Here is a 14,121-nt window from a genome sequence, read left to right on the forward strand (position 1 = left end):
CCGCACGGTCCGGTGTGGACAGTGTCCGAATCGGACGCTTCAGCCGATCCCCGGCCGGGTGAGCCCGGTCTCGTACGCGAGGACGACCGCCTGTACGCGGTCGCGCAGGTCGAGCTTGGACAGGATCCGCCCGACGTGTGTTTTCACCGTAGCCTCGGAAAGGAACAACGTCTCGGCGATCTCGACGTTCGACATGCCTTTCGCGATCAGCACGAGCACTTCGCGTTCACGGTCGGTCAGCACGTCGAGTTCGGCCGGATCACGCATTTCCGAACCGCCGGAGCCGACGAACCGGTCGAGCAGCCTGCGCGTGACCGAGGGCGACATCACCGCGTCGCCGTCGGCGACCGAACGCAGCGCGGACACCAGGTAGTCCGGCTGGGTGTCCTTGAGCAGGAAGCCGGACGCGCCGCCCTGCAGCGCGGCGTAGACGTACTCGTCGAGGTCGAAGGTGGTCATCACGAGCACCCGCGCGGTGCCCGCCGCGACGATCTGTTTCGTCGCCTCGACGCCGTCGAGCACCGGCATCCGCACGTCCATCAGCACGACGTCGGGCCGCAGTTCGGCGGCCATCCGCACGGCTTGCGCGCCGTCGCCCGCCTCGCCGACCACGTCGATGTCGGCCTGCGCGCCCAGCACCATCCGGAACCCGACGCGCATCAGTTCCTGGTCGTCGACGACCACCACTCGGATCACGAGTTCAACCTAACCGGCAGCACCGCTCGCACCTGCCAGCCACCGCCGGCGGCGGGGCCCACCTCCAGTGTCCCGCCGTACACGTGCGCCCGCTCCCGCATCCCGATCAGCCCGTTCCCGCCCGCGACCGACAGCCGGGGCGCCGGCTGGCGGGCCGTTCCCGTCGCCCCGTTCGCGCCGACCTGTTCGAGCCGCCGCGCCCGGCCCGCGCCGTCGTCGCGCACGAGCACCTCGATCTGGTCGCCGGTCCGGTGCACCCGGACCGCGGCGCTCGCCCCGGCCCCGGCGTGCTTGAGCGTGTTGGTGAGCGATTCCTGGACGATCCGGTAGATCCCGAGCGACACCCCGGCGGGCAGGTCGTCCAGTCCGTCGCCGAGGGCGAGGTCGACCGGGACGCCGGCGGCGCGCATCCGCTGGGCGAGGTCGCCCAGCGCGGTCGCGTCCGGCTGCGGCACCCGCGGTTCGTCGTCGCCGCGGTCGCCCCGTAACACGTCGAGCAGCCGGCGCAGTTCGCCCAGCGCGCCGCGGCCGGTTTCGGAGATCGTCCCGAGCGCGCGTCCGGCCAGCTCCGGATTGGATTTCAGGGCGAGCGCCGCGCCGTCGGCCTGCACGACCATCACGCTCACCGAGTGCGCCACCACGTCGTGCAGTTCCCTGGCGATCCGGCCGCGTTCCTCGGCCACCGCGATGCGCGCGGCCTGGTCGCGTTCGGTCTCCAGCAGATGCAACCGGGCCTCCAGTTCGCGCTGGTAGGCGCGGCGGGCGTACATGAATTCGCCGAGCAGCCAGCAGAAGGCGATGGTGAAGGCGCTGAACAGCAGTTGCGCGGCCACCGACGGTTCGGGTTTGACGATCGCGGCGACGGCCATGGCCACCACGAACGCGCCGCCGTAGAGCAGGCCCTGCTTCCGGCCGACGTAGACCTGGACCGAGTAGAGGCTGATCGCGAGCGCGACCAGGCCGGACACTCCGAGGTCCAGTGCGCTGTGTGCGTACGAAACGACGTAGACGGCGTACGCGGCGAGCACCGGCCGTTTGCGGCGGAACACCAGCGGCGCGACGACGGCGATGTCGATCGGGACCGCGATGTACCAGGACGGGCCGGGAGCGTCGGGATCGAGGCCGCCGGCGGCGAACACGAGAATGTCGAACGCCGCGAGCAGCACCGCGAGCAGCGAGTCCCCGACCATCGGGTGAGCACGCATCCAGAGGCTGAGCCGTCGCACGACTCAACAGTAGGTCGCGGCGCGGGCGGCCGCGTCGGTCGCGGGTAGCACCTTCGGTGCGACCGAAGGATGACCGGCATGCGACGATTCCTGCTCGGGTGAGCGAACGAGCCGGAAGGGGGCCGGGGCGGTGACGGCAGCGGCGGAACGGGGGCGACTCGCCGGCCCACTGTCCGCGTCGGTGGCGCAGCTGTGCCACCGGCTGCGGTCCCAGGTGTCCCCGCGCACCGCCGCCGGGTTCGCCGAGGTGCTGCGGCGGCTCGGCGCGCCGCTGCAGGTCGCGGTCGCCGGCCGGATCAAATCGGGTAAGTCGACGCTGGTCAACGCGTTGATCGGGCGGCTGGTCGCGCCCACCGACGTCGGCGAGTGCACGCGGCTGGTCACGCGGTTCCAGTACGGCACTGTCGACCGGGTCGAGGTGGTGTTCCTCGACGGCCGCAAGCAGGTGCTGCCGTTCGCCGCGGACGGGTCGATCCCGGCCGAGCTCGGCGTCGACATCTCCGAGGTCTCGCACCTTGAGGCCTACCTCACCAACGCCGTGCTGCAGGACATGACGGTGATCGACACCCCCGGTCTCGGCTCGCTGGACGCCGCGTCGGTGTCGCGGACCGAGCAGCTGCTGGGCGCGGCCGAGCAGGACGAAGGTTCCGACGACCTCGACGACACCTCGCGCAACGCCGTCGCGGGCGCGGAGGCCGTGCTGTACGTGGTGACCCAGGGCGTGCGCGCGGACGATCAGCAGGCGCTGGCCGCGTTCACCGCCGCGACCGCGAGCCGGGACGCGGGACCGGTCAACGCGATCGCCGTGTTGAACAAAGCGGACACGGTCGTCGCGGAAACTGTCGAAGGCTCCGGCGGAGACGTCTGGAAAGCCGCGCAACTGCTCGCCGAGAAGCAGGCCGCGACGCTGAAGCCGCGGGTGGCGGACGTGCTGCCGGTGATCGGCCTGATCGCCGAATCGGCCGAGTCCGGCGGGTTCACCTCCGCCGACGCCGAAGCGCTCGGCCAGCTCGCCGCACTCGACGACGACGTCCTCGAAACCATGCTCATCGCGGCCGACATCTTCACCAGCTGGGAGTGCGACGTCCCGACCGGAATCCGGTTGCGGCTGCTGGAGAACCTCGATCTCTTCGGAATCCGCTGTGCGGTCGAGGCGATCCGCGCGGAACCGGAGATCACCGCGGGAGCGTTGCGGCGCAAGCTCCTCGACATCTCCGGACTCGACGCGGTCCGGCGGCGGCTGTCGATCGTCTTCGCCGCGCGCGCGGACGGGATCAAGGCGGCGGCCGCGCTGGCATCGGTGACCGCGCTGGCGCACGCGTCCGGCGACCCGGGCGAACGGCAGCGCGTGCACGACGCGATCGAGGTGCTGCTGGCCCGCCCGGAAGCGCATCAGCTGCGGTTGCTGGAAGCGTTGACGCTCGTCGCGTCTGGCGCGGTCGAGATGCCGGAAGACCTGGCGGAAGAGGTGCTTCGGGTCGGCAGCAACGCCGACATCGGCGCGCAGCTCGGCCTTCCCGGCGCCCCGCGCCCGGAGCTGGCGGCGCACGCGCTGGAACGCGCCGGCTGGTGGCGTTCTTTCGCGTCTTTCGGCGCGACTCCGGCGCAAAGCCGCGTGGCCCACGTCGTGCACCGTGCCTATTTCCTGATCTGGCAACAGATCCGCGAACAGTAAACACCTCGTCCGCGACGCGTAGGCTGAATGTCGTGCGGCTGGAGGACACCACCTCGTGGCGGGTGAACTGGGGCAGCGACCACGACGTCGACGTGGCGTTGTTCCTCCGGGACGTTCTCGCGCTCTCGATCGCCGACGGCCAGCTGCTGCCGCCGGTGGAACCCGCCGTCCCGGTGCACGTCCCGCCCGCTCTCGACCGCGCGGCGGTGCAGGCGCAGTGGGAACCGTGGTGGAACGGCCTGCTGACCTTCCTCCGCGAGCGCGGTTCCGCCCGTACCCGCCGGAAAAGCCCCGCTCCCGGCGACGGTTCGGCGATCGACCTCGCGGCCCAGCACTTCGCCCCGGCCGCCGCCGAACACTTCGCCGCGGCCCGCCGCCCGGTCTCGTCCGGCTTCCACCGCCGCCAGATCCTCGCCGGGGAACGGCTGGGCCGCCTGGTCCGCGAGACCGAGGTGGAGCTGGGCCGTCGCGCCCGGCCGTTCCGGCTGTCGGTGCTGGAGATCCCGGTCGCGGGCCGGGTGTGGCTGCGGACGGCGGAGCATCAGCTGCTGGTGTCGTCCCGGCTGGCCGCGGACGTTCCGGCGCTCGACCAGGCGATGCGCTCGCTGATCCACGAACTCGCCTGATCCCGCGCAAACGCTTGCGCCACCTCGCCTGCGGTGCCCGACCCGCGGGCTCTCTCCGCTCCCGCTGACGTACGTGAGGGCCACCCGGCCAGGGGCAATCTCGCCGCTGCGCCCGCGGGGGTTCGCCGCTTTGGCGTTCGCTCGACCAGTCCGGGCATTCATAAACCGAGTACGCGGTCTACTATTGCCCACCATGGAGACCGTGGTCGACGAACCGGCGTGGGTGCGCCGCGGCTCGTGGCTGGCCTGCCCGGTCGCCGGGGCACTGCTGGGCTGGGGCGTGCAGGCACTCAGCGGCTGGATCACCTCGCTGACCTGGTTTCCGGTGCAGGGCCCGTTCCGGCTGCTGCATTCGGTTCCGCAGCCGTGGCGGCTGATCGGCGCGGTCGCCGTCGGCGCGCTGCTCGGGGTCGCGTTCGCCTGGATGTGGGCGTGGGACCGGCTGATCGTCACGGTGTCCGCCACGCGCGTCACGCTCGAACGACGCGAGCGGCGCCGGCGCATCGACACTGCTCTCGCCGCGGTGTTCGTCGACGACGGCAAGCTCGTGCTGCTCGGCGAGAACGACCGGGAAATTGCCAGGGAGAAGACGGACCTGTCTCGGCGGCAGCTGGCCGAAGCGTTCACTTCGCACGGCCGCCCGTGGCTCGACGAACCGCCGCCAGAGCGATGAGGACCGTCGATCCGGAGAAGCACGCGGCGAAACGGCGCGCGATTCTCGACGCGGCAGCCGGGTGCTTCGCCCGCGACGGCTTCGCAAAGACCTCGACCGCGGACATTTGCCGTGCGGCCGGGATCAGCTCCGGCAGCCTGTTCCACTACTTCCCCAGCAAGCGCGCGGTCTTCGTCGGCATTTTCGAGGCGGACGCCACCAGCAACGAGGACCTGCTCGCCACTGCGGTGGACATGGCCGACCCGTGGGAAGGCGTGCTCGCTGTCGTTGAGCGGATGACCGCGGCGATCGTGTTGCCCGGCGTCGTGCGGCTGATCCTCGAAGCGGCCGCGCAAGCCGCGCGCGATCCGGAGTTCAACGAGCTGATCCGCAGCAACGACGACCTCATGCGCGTCGGTCTCGCGGGCTTGATCGAGCGCGGCGTCCAGACCGGCAGGCTCTCCCCCATGCTGTCCCCGGCCGACGCGGGCAACTGGGTCGTCGCGCTGGTCGACGCGTTGCTTTCCCGCGCGAGCCTCGATCCCGATCTGGACGTCGAGCACGAGCAGGCGGTGCTGCGGCAGCTGCTGGCGCGGATTCTCGGCCCGTCTGAGTGATCCGCCCCCGCCGCGCGCCGCAGTGCCGCAAACTGGTGAAATCACCCGGACGACCAGGGGGGAGGGTCTCAATGGCGTGGTTCGGCCACGAGGAAGCTGCCGACGCGGCCGAAGCTCCGACCGGCGAGATCAGCGCGGAAGCGCTCGCCCGGATCATCGCCGAGGCGGACGGAACCGCCGCCGCGGCGGATGCGTCGGATCCCGATGTGGACCTCGTAGCTGCCCCGGGTGACCTCGAACGTGCGCTTTCCGACCGGCAGGCGCTCATCCAGCTGTGCCTGTACGCACTGGACCGCGCCCGCAGCAGCGGTGTCGTGGAACGGCTCGAACACGGGCTCGCCTCGATCGGCGTCACCGCGTTGCGCGCCGAGGGCGAACGCTTCGACCCGGCTCGCCACGAGGCGGGCGGCGCGGTGCCCACCGACGATCCGGAGCTGGAAGGCGTCGTCGCGGAGACCGAGGTCGTCGGGTTCGCCGATCAGGACCGGCTGTTGCGCGCGCCGATCGTCACCGTCTACGCGAAGCGGGCGCAGTGACCGCACCGACGCTTCCCGCTCAGGTCCAGGCCGCACGCGAACAGCTGCTCGGCGTCGTCCGCGAGGCTGATTCCCCCGCCGCCAAATGGGTTGAGGACCAGCGCAAGGCCCGTTCGGAGAAACCGTCCGTGGTGGTCGTCGGCGAAACGAACCGCGGGAAGAGTTCGCTGGTCAACGCGCTGCTCGCGACCCCGGGACTGTCCCCTGTGGACGCTGACGTGGCCACCGCGACCTACCTCGTTTTCGAGCACGCCCAGCAGTGGGGCGCGCAGGCCTGCTACCCCGGTCAGCTGGCGTCGGTGCCGTTCGACCTGACGCAACTGGTCGACTGGGTGTCCGCCTCGCACGAGCTGCCGCCGGGTCAGCTGCCGCCGCGCTACGTCGAGGTGTCCGGCCCGGTCCCGCTGCTGGAACGGCTGACCCTGGTCGACACTCCGGGTGTCGGCGGGCTCGATTCGCTGCACGGCGAACTGGCCAAGGAAGCCGCCGCGGGCGCGACCGCGCTGGTGTTCGTGGTCGACGCGTCGGCCCCGTTCACCTCCACCGAACTGCAGTTCCTGCGCGAGGTCTCCGACCGCGTCGAGACGGTGGTGTTCGTACTGGCCAAAACCGACGCGTTCCGCGGCTGGCGCGAGATCCTGGAAGCCGACCGGCACCTGCTCGCCGAACACGCGCCGCGGTTTGCCGACGCGGTCTTCCACCCGGTGTCGGCACGCGTGTTCGAGACCGCCGCGAAAGCGCCGAACGCGCAGGTCGCCGCCATGCTGCGGGAGAAGTCGGGCATCGCGGCGGTGCAGGTCGCGCTGCAGGAACTGCTGGTCGGCCGGTCGATGATGCTCAAGGAAGCCAACACGCTCCGCTCGCTGTCGAGCGCGCTGGCCGGGATCAAGGCGAAGCTGCAAGCCGAAAGCCGTGCGTTGTCAGCGGGCGAAGCGGAAGCCGAACAACTCCGCGCCCGCCGCGACGATCTTCAGTCCCAACGCCGCACCTCCACCCGCGGCTGGCAACTGCGCCTGCGCGGCGAAATCCAGCGCACGCGAGTCGAGGTCGGCCACGAGAGCAGCCGCGAGATGCGCGAGGCGCAGGCACATTTCCGCCAGCGCATCGACGCGGCGAACCGCGACGAACTGGCCGCGCTGCCGCAGGAAGTCGACATCGCGCTGCAGACCGCGTCGCAGCGGGTGTCGATGCAGCTGTCGAGGCGGCTGAACCAGGTGACGAACACGGCGCTTTCGGAGTTGTTCTCCGCCGAGGAACTCGACGTGATCCGCGCCCAGTTCGCGCGCGCCGGCGGTCCGCCGGTGGTGCTGCGCCCGCCGGACAAGAAACCGCCGACCGCCGAAGACAAACTGCTGGTGTTCATGGGCATTTCCGGTGGCGTCGGCGCGGGGAAGATCGCCGCGTTGCCATTGGCAGGCGTCGCGATCCTCAACCCGGTCGTGCTCCCGGCGACGATCGTGATCGGCCTCGGCGCGGGCTGGTGGATGGCGCGCACCCGCAAACACGCCTCGGACAAACAGCACCTGAAGCAATGGCTGGTCGAAGCGATCGCCGACGCCCGCTCGACGCTCGACCAGCTGATCGCCGAGCAGCTCATCGAGGCTGAGCAGCAATTGTCGCTCGCCCTCGACGAGGCGCTGGGCCGCCGCATCGAGGCGATCGAGGCGGAGCTGAAGGAGGTGGACCAGACGATCAAGATGAGCGCGCAGGAGCGGGCGAAGAAGATCGCGATCGTCTCGAAACGCCTCAAGGACGTGACCGAGGGGCATACCCGGGCCGAAGCCCTGCTTTCCCGCATTCGCACGGTCCGTGATCGGGCATGATCAGCGGGTGACGCACGGACCAGTGGGGCGTGCCGCCAGCCCCGCGATGGGGTGCCGCCTCCTCGGCAGTGGCAACCGTCCGCCGTGGTGCTGCTCGGTGGTGGCGGCTTCGCGATCTTCGCCATCGGTGAGCGACGACAGCACCCGATCGGCCTGCGGAACGTCAACTGCCACGCCTCCAGCGAGTACCCGGCGACGGTGGCCGTCGACGGTTTCGCCAAGGACAATGTCCAGATCCAGCTCGGCAAGAGACTCGGCACTCCGTACTGGGCGTACTACGAGGGTTCCAGGTCAGCGGGGCGGGGCACGGCCCGGCGGGAAGTGCCCCACGACGACGCGGGCCGTGGGTGCGTTTTCTTTCACCGGCGGCGGTCTGCCGCCGTGAGCAGGTGATCGGCTTGTGGACGGGAACCGAACCGGCCTAACGTGAGTCATACCGAGCGAAGCAACCAGCGGCAGACCCGGCGTACTAAGGGGGACCAACCCATGTGGGTCGACGAGAGCGGCGGCACCGACGCGACCGGCCCGGAGGCCTTGACCGTCCACGTCGACGGCCAGGAGTACCAGGCCGAGGTCAACTACGACACCGACCACGACGGGGTCTCCGACACCGCGGTCGTCGAGCACGACGACGGCACCGCGCAGGCGTTCGCCGACACCGATCACGACGGGGTCGCCGACCACTACGCGGTGCTCGATTCGACCGGGCACGTCGTGGACCAGGCGGTTTACGATGAGCAGAGCGGCAGCTGGGTCGAATCCGGCCACGGCCAGTCCGGCTCGGACGGCACCGACACGCATTCGCAGGACACCTCGACCACCGGGCACATCCACGCCGACCTTCCCGACGGCAACGTCGACGCCGGGGTCGCCACCATCGACACCGACCACGACGGGCACAACGACACCGCCGTGGTCGAGACCCGCTCCGGCGGCACGATCGCCTTCACCGACACCAACGGCGACGGCCAGGCCGACGTCGCGGTGCAGGTCGGCGCGGACGGCTCCACCCACACCTTCGAGCACACCGGCCAGGGCCAGTGGACCGAGGCCGACGGCGGCTCGAACCACGCGGCGACCGACCCCGGCAGCGACTCGGCCTGGGGCGGCGAGGGCGCCCAGCTGCTCAGCGGCGTCGCGAAGATCGACAGCGGAACCGGGCAGTGGATCAGCCCCAACTGAGCCCTCGGTAACTGACGTCACCCGAACGGGTCCGGCCGCGCGCCGGGCCCGTTTGGTCGTTTCCTGGCCGGGAAGACTGACAGCGTTGACACCCCGAGCGGACTGATCAGCCCGGCACCCGGCATCCGGCGCGAATGCGACGCGGGCCACGCGGAAAGATTTTCGCCGCTGGCCCGTTCCGGTGAAACTGAATCGATTCCCTTATCGTTCTTGTGAGAGAACCGACAGGTCAGCTCTCGGTTACCTGCCGTCCATCCGGCTACAGTCGGGGAATCCCAAAACCCGCACACCGGTCTTCCGCCGGTGTGCGAAGCCATTCGGTCGCCGGCAACGAAGCCCGCACCAAGAACACTGTCGTTCGCGGTGTGGGCTCTTTTGTCGTCGGAAGTCAGGAGTAGAGATGACCGCAGTCGCCATCCCCGGACTGGACAACGCGCCGACGACGCACAGTGGCGTGCTGTCCTGGGTCCGGGAGGTCGCCGAGCTGACCACCCCGGACCGCGTGGTGTGGGTCGACGGGTCTGACGAGGAAGCCGCCCGGATCAACCAGGAGCTGGTCGACGCCGGCACCTTCGTGAAGCTGGACGCGAAGCCGAACTCCTACTGGGCCACCTCGGACCCCGGCGACGTCGCGCGGGTCGAGGACCGCACCTTCATCTGTTCGAAGGAAGAGAAGGACGCGGGCCCGACGAACAACTGGGTCGCCCCGGCCGAGATGAAGGCCACCATGACGGAGCTGTACCGCGGCTGCATGCGCGGCCGCACGATGTACGTGATCCCGTTCTGCATGGGCCCGCTCGGCGACGAAAACCCCAAGCTGGGCATCGAAATCACCGACTTCGCCTATGTCGTCGCGTCAATGCGCGTGATGACCCGGGCAGGCAAGGCCGCGCTGGACAAGTTCGTCAAGGCCGACGGCACCGAGGCCGAGTTCGTGCCCGCCCTGCACTCGGTCGGCAAGCCGCTGGCGGACGGCGAGAAGGACGTCGCCTGGCCGTGCAGCGAGACCAAGTACATCTCGCACTTCCCGGAGGAGCGGCTGATCTGGAGCTACGGCTCTGGCTACGGCGGCAACTCCTTGCTGGGCAAGAAGTGCTACTCGCTGCGGATCGGCTCGGTCATCGCCCGGGACGAGGGCTGGCTCGCCGAGCACATGCTGATCCTCAAGCTGATCTCGCCCGAGGACAAGGTCCACTACGTCGCGGCGGCGTTCCCGAGCGCCTGCGGCAAGACCAACCTCGCCATGCTGCAGCCGACCATCCCGGGCTGGCGCGCGGAGACCCTCGGCGACGACATCGCGTGGATGCGCTTCGGCGAGGACGGCCGGCTGTACGCGGTGAACCCGGAGTTCGGCTTCTTCGGCGTCGCGCCGGGCACCGACAACCACACGAACCCGAACGCCATGCGCACGATCGAGAAGGGCAATACGGTCTTCACGAACGTGGCGCTCACCGACGACGGCGACGTGTGGTGGGAGGGCATGGAGAACAAGCCCGCGCACGCCACCTCGTGGAAGCACCAGGACTGGACGCCCGACTCCGAGGAGAAGGCTGCCCACCCGAACTCGCGGTACTGCGTGCCGATGTCGCAGTGCCCGATCCTCGCGCCGGAGTGGGACGACCCCAACGGCGTGCCGATCTCGGCGATCCTGTTCGGCGGACGGCGCAAGACGACGGTGCCGCTGGTGAACGAGGCCCGCGACTGGCAGCACGGCGTCTTCATGGGCGCGACCATGTCGTCGGAGACCACCGCCGCGGCGGTCGGCGCGGTCGGCAACGTGCGCCGCGACCCGATGGCGATGCTGCCGTTCCTCGGCTACCACGCCGGTGACTACTTCAACCACTGGCTGACGCTGGGCAAGAACGCCGACGCGAACAAGCTGCCGAAGATCTTCTACGTCAACTGGTTCCGCCGCGGCGACGACGGCCGCTTCCTGTGGCCGGGCTTCAGCGAGAACTCGCGCGTGCTCAAGTGGGTGCTCGAACGCGTCGAGGGCAAGGGCAACGCGGTCGAGACCCCGATCGGGTTCGTGCCGAACGCCCAGGACCTCGACCTCGACGGCCTTTCCGAGCCGGTCGAGGACATCCAGGCCGCGCTGGAGGTGCGCAACGAGGAGTGGCGCGAGGAGCTGCCGCTCATCGAGGAGTGGTTCGCGAAGATCGGCGAGGTGCCCTCCTCGCTGCGCGACGAGCTGGACGCGCTGGCCCAGCGTCTGGGCTGACGCCCGCGTCAAGCGTGAGAAGGGGACGTTCGCACCGGGCGCGGACGTCCCCTTCTTCGTTCCCGGAAACGGTAGCGTGGGTCGCATGGTCTCTGATGGGGAGAAGACTTTCCGGTTCGGCGTGAACATGGTGCTTCCGGGCTCGCGCGACGAGTGGGGCGCGAAGTGCCGCCGGGTCGAGGAACTCGGCTACGACGTGCTGAGCGTGGCCGACCACCTCGCCATCGCGCCGCCGTTTCCCGCGCTCGTGCTGGCCGGTGCGGTCACCGAACGGGTGCGGCTCAACACTTTTGTGCTCAACGCGCCGTTCTACAACCCGGTGCTGCTCGCGCGCGACGTCGCGGGCACGGACCAATTCGTGTCCGGACGGCTCGAACTCGGTCTCGGCGCCGGATATGTCAAAGCGGAGTTCGAAGCGGCCGGAATGCCGTTTCCCAGCGCGGGCGCGCGGGTCGATCACCTCGAACTCACGATCAAGGAACTCGGGCGGCTGTACGCGGATCCGGAATACGCGCCGAAACCGGTGCAGTCCGGCGGTCCGCCGCTGATGATCGGCGGCCGCGGCGACCGGCTGCTGTCGCTGGCCGCCGAGCACGCGGCGACGATTGCCTTCAGCGGCATGGCAAAGGTGCGCGACGGTGCGCCGCCGATGCTGGCGACCGCGGAATCGGTCGAAGAGCGCACGAGGTTTGTCGCCGAACGACTCGCCGGGCGCGCCGCCGAATTCAACGTGCTGGTGCAATTCGTCCAGATCACTGATGATCGGGAAAGCGCGCTGCGGGAAATCCTTGCGCGCCTGGGTGGCACACTGACGCTCGACGAGCTGGCGGAGGTCCCGACCGTGCTGGTCGGGACCGTCGAGGAAATCGCTGAGCAGCTGGTCGCGCACCGCGCTCGGTTCGGTTTCAGCTATTTCACGATCCTGGAGCCGAACCTCGAAGTGCTGGCCCCGGTGGTGAAGCTGCTGTGTCGCCGATAGTGGACGCGCGGGGGCTCGGCGTGAAGGCCGGTGACCTGTGGTTGCTGGAGGATCTCGACTTCTCGGTCGATCCGGGCGAATGCGCGGTGCTCGTCGGGCCCAACGGCGTCGGGAAATCCACCCTGATGCGGTGTCTGTACGGGATGCAGGAACCGCAGCGGGGCCGGGTGCTGATCGACGGTGCGAAGCCGGACGAGCGCAGTGTTTCCTTCCGGCGCAAGGTGTCCGTGCTCTTCGACGATTCCGACTTCTTCGCTGAACTGACTCCGATGCAGCACCTGGAACTGCTCGCTGGCTCCTTCGGGGAAGACCTCGGTGATTACGACGAATTGCTGGCGGACGCGGGCCTCGCCGAACGAGCCCGCGTCACCGCTGGGCATTTCTCGGCCGGACAGCGTCGCCGGTTGCTGCTGCTGGGCGTCACCGCGCGGCCGCATCGCGTGCTGTTGCTGGACGAGCCGGAACGCGCGCTCGACACCGCGGGCAAGGAGTGGCTGGTCAAGCTGATCGGCCGCTCCACCGCGGCGGGTGCGGCAGTTGTCGTTGCCACGCATCATCAACCGTTGCTGGACACGGCAGACAGCGTGCTCGAACTGTGGTGACCCGGTTACGCGTGCCTGGCCGCAAGCGGTTCGGCGGCATTTTCAGTGGCGACAGCCCCACGTTCGTGCTGATCTTCGGTGTCGGCTTCCTGTTCACCGCCTTTTTCCGTACTGACGCCTGGCATCGAGTCCTCTTTGGACCGTCCGCAGTGGACTACTCGGCGGTACTCGGCCTGGTCGCGTTGTGCGCCGCGGTCGGCTGGCGAAGCCTGCTGCGCCGAGGTTTCGTCTGGGCCGAACCGGCCGAGCTGACCTGGATGGACTTCGCCAAGGTGGACCGCCGCCGCGTCGTCGGGACCCGGCTGGCCAGCGTGCTCACCGGATTCGTGGTGGTGATCGGATATCTCGCCGCGCTGATGCTGGCGGTCGGCGGCAGTTCGGTCGACTGGTGGCGCGCCGCGGCCGCCCTCGTCGCGGGCGGCACGATCCTCGCGTTCACCACTGCGCGTCGTACCGCGTTCCGGCTCGAAGCCGCTGGACCGCTGCTCCTCGCGGTGGCCGGCGTCGTGATCGCTGCGGCTCGCCTCGACGCGATGGCGGTGCAGTACGTCGGCGCGGCGCTCGCATTATGTGGTCTGTTGCTGGCTTTTGGCGGCGAAGCGGTCAGTGGCGCCGGTCGCGCGGTGCTGCTCGACGGCTGGAACGCGCGGGTCCTGCGCGCGATGGCGGTGACATTTCTCGACCCGATGATGATGCTGCCGGAGTCCGGGTCCGCCGGTTCGTGGTCGCTGCGCCCGCCCACCGCGTTCCGGCTCGCGTGGGTCGGGATCGTTGGCCGTTCCCGGTATGCGGGCGCGGTTTTGTTAGTGGCTTTCGCGGTAGCCGTCGGACATGTTGCTGTTCCCACTCTGCCGGGCCCGGTGCTCGTCGGGATCGGCGCGTACGTGGCGCTTACTCCTTTCGGGGCCGGTCTCGGCGTGCTGTGGCGGAATCCGGGGCGGCGGCGGTGGCTGGGTTCGTCGTCGCAGGAGCTGGTGATCGCGCACGGCGTCGCGCTGACTGTGGTTGCTCTGGTCTGGTGCGCGCTGCTCTCAGTGGCGCTTTTGGCTTTGGGCACCGCGTTTTCACCGCTCTCGTGGGTGACCGTTGCCCTGGCAGTGCTCTCGGTATTGCGCACCGTCACGCGGCAGCCGGTCGACTACAGCAGCGCGGGTTTCGTCGACACTCCCGCCGGCCCGATGCCGGCAAACCTTATGCGGCAACTGTTCCGCGGTCCGGATCTGCTGGCGCTCGGAATCCTGGTGCTGGCGCAACTCGGCTGAACGGCCGCGCCCGGGTTAGGCTCC

Annotated in this window: 14 protein-coding genes; 12 read left to right on the plus strand and 2 right to left on the minus strand. The window is 69.6% G+C overall.

Translation table 11 applies throughout. The features are described from left to right. Positions 1-39 precede the first annotated feature (39 nt). Both BM362_RS05085 and BM362_RS05090 read right to left on the minus strand, forming a co-directional pair. Positions 40-696, minus strand: coding sequence for a response regulator (locus tag BM362_RS05085; protein WP_067577732.1), 657 nt, complete (start codon positions 694-696; stop codon positions 40-42). Then, entirely contained in the window at positions 693-1,901 is a 1,209-nt protein-coding gene (locus BM362_RS05090; RefSeq protein WP_420867543.1) for a sensor histidine kinase, read from the minus strand. The genes BM362_RS05085 and BM362_RS05090 overlap by 4 nt, the downstream gene beginning before the upstream one ends. 151 nt (positions 1,902-2,052) lie before the next feature. On the opposite strand from BM362_RS05090, the gene BM362_RS05095 reads away from it, so the two are divergent. The 12 genes from BM362_RS05095 (at position 2,053) to BM362_RS05150 (ending at position 14,097) form a co-directional block, all read left to right on the plus strand. After that, entirely contained in the window at positions 2,053-3,597 is a 1,545-nt protein-coding gene (locus BM362_RS05095; RefSeq protein WP_067577728.1) for a dynamin family protein, read from the plus strand. 32 nt (positions 3,598-3,629) lie between these two features. Beyond that, complete coding sequence (locus tag BM362_RS05100; protein ID WP_067577726.1) at positions 3,630-4,223, plus strand: hypothetical protein; 594 nt, start codon at positions 3,630-3,632, stop codon at positions 4,221-4,223. A gap of 193 nt (positions 4,224-4,416) precedes the next feature. Next, positions 4,417-4,896 (plus strand): YqeB family protein, encoded by a 480-nt coding sequence (locus tag BM362_RS05105; RefSeq protein WP_093572329.1) that lies wholly within the window; start codon positions 4,417-4,419, stop codon positions 4,894-4,896. Then, positions 4,893-5,492, plus strand: a complete 600-nt coding sequence (locus BM362_RS05110) for a TetR/AcrR family transcriptional regulator (RefSeq protein ID WP_093572330.1) — start codon at positions 4,893-4,895, stop codon at positions 5,490-5,492. The genes BM362_RS05105 and BM362_RS05110 overlap by 4 nt, the downstream gene beginning before the upstream one ends. 71 nt (positions 5,493-5,563) lie before the next feature. Then, positions 5,564-6,028: a nucleotide exchange factor GrpE gene (gene grpE / locus BM362_RS05115; protein ID WP_202506290.1), complete on the plus strand. Its 465-nt coding sequence runs from the start codon at positions 5,564-5,566 to the stop codon at positions 6,026-6,028. Beyond that, positions 6,025-7,851: a dynamin family protein gene (locus BM362_RS05120; protein WP_093572331.1), complete on the plus strand. Its 1,827-nt coding sequence runs from the start codon at positions 6,025-6,027 to the stop codon at positions 7,849-7,851. The genes grpE and BM362_RS05120 overlap by 4 nt, the downstream gene beginning before the upstream one ends. Before the next feature lie 87 nt (positions 7,852-7,938). Next, positions 7,939-8,244, plus strand: a complete 306-nt coding sequence (locus BM362_RS05125; RefSeq protein WP_143132383.1) for a hypothetical protein — start codon at positions 7,939-7,941, stop codon at positions 8,242-8,244. Between the two features lie 93 nt (positions 8,245-8,337). Continuing rightward, a complete protein-coding gene (locus BM362_RS05130; protein ID WP_067577718.1) occupies positions 8,338-9,033 on the plus strand; it encodes a hypothetical protein in 696 nt (231 codons plus the stop codon). 400 nt (positions 9,034-9,433) lie between these two features. After that, positions 9,434-11,254, plus strand: coding sequence for a phosphoenolpyruvate carboxykinase (GTP) (locus BM362_RS05135; RefSeq protein WP_067577716.1), 1,821 nt, complete (start codon positions 9,434-9,436; stop codon positions 11,252-11,254). 85 nt (positions 11,255-11,339) lie between these two features. Further along, positions 11,340-12,233 (plus strand): TIGR03621 family F420-dependent LLM class oxidoreductase, encoded by an 894-nt coding sequence (locus BM362_RS05140; RefSeq protein ID WP_093572333.1) that lies wholly within the window; start codon positions 11,340-11,342, stop codon positions 12,231-12,233. After that, positions 12,230-12,835: an ATP-binding cassette domain-containing protein gene (locus BM362_RS05145; RefSeq protein ID WP_067578129.1), complete on the plus strand. Its 606-nt coding sequence runs from the start codon at positions 12,230-12,232 to the stop codon at positions 12,833-12,835. The genes BM362_RS05140 and BM362_RS05145 overlap by 4 nt, the downstream gene beginning before the upstream one ends. Next, on the plus strand, positions 12,829-14,097 hold the full coding sequence (locus tag BM362_RS05150; protein WP_093572334.1) for a DUF6297 family protein: 1,269 nt from the start codon (positions 12,829-12,831) through the stop codon (positions 14,095-14,097). The genes BM362_RS05145 and BM362_RS05150 overlap by 7 nt, the downstream gene beginning before the upstream one ends. The last annotated feature ends 24 nt before the right edge of the window (positions 14,098-14,121 follow it).

The sequence above is a fragment of the Amycolatopsis rubida genome, from assembly GCF_900115345.1.
Lineage (GTDB): Bacteria > Actinomycetota > Actinomycetes > Mycobacteriales > Pseudonocardiaceae > Amycolatopsis > Amycolatopsis rubida.

Bases quoted from the DNA above. Each gene is read 5' to 3' on its own strand.
- BM362_RS05135 (WP_067577716.1), top strand. From the start codon at position 9,434: ATGACCGCAGTCGCCATCCCCGGACTGGACAACGCGCCGACGACGCAC.
- BM362_RS05130 (WP_067577718.1), top strand. From the start codon at position 8,338: ATGTGGGTCGACGAGAGCGGCGGCACCGACGCGACCGGCCCGGAGGCC.
- BM362_RS05090 (WP_420867543.1), bottom strand. From the start codon at position 1,901: ATGCGTGCTCACCCGATGGTCGGGGACTCGCTGCTCGCGGTGCTGCTC.
- BM362_RS05140 (WP_093572333.1), top strand. From the start codon at position 11,340: ATGGTCTCTGATGGGGAGAAGACTTTCCGGTTCGGCGTGAACATGGTG.
- BM362_RS05110 (WP_093572330.1), top strand. From the start codon at position 4,893: ATGAGGACCGTCGATCCGGAGAAGCACGCGGCGAAACGGCGCGCGATT.
- BM362_RS05105 (WP_093572329.1), top strand. From the start codon at position 4,417: ATGGAGACCGTGGTCGACGAACCGGCGTGGGTGCGCCGCGGCTCGTGG.
- grpE (WP_202506290.1), top strand. From the start codon at position 5,564: ATGGCGTGGTTCGGCCACGAGGAAGCTGCCGACGCGGCCGAAGCTCCG.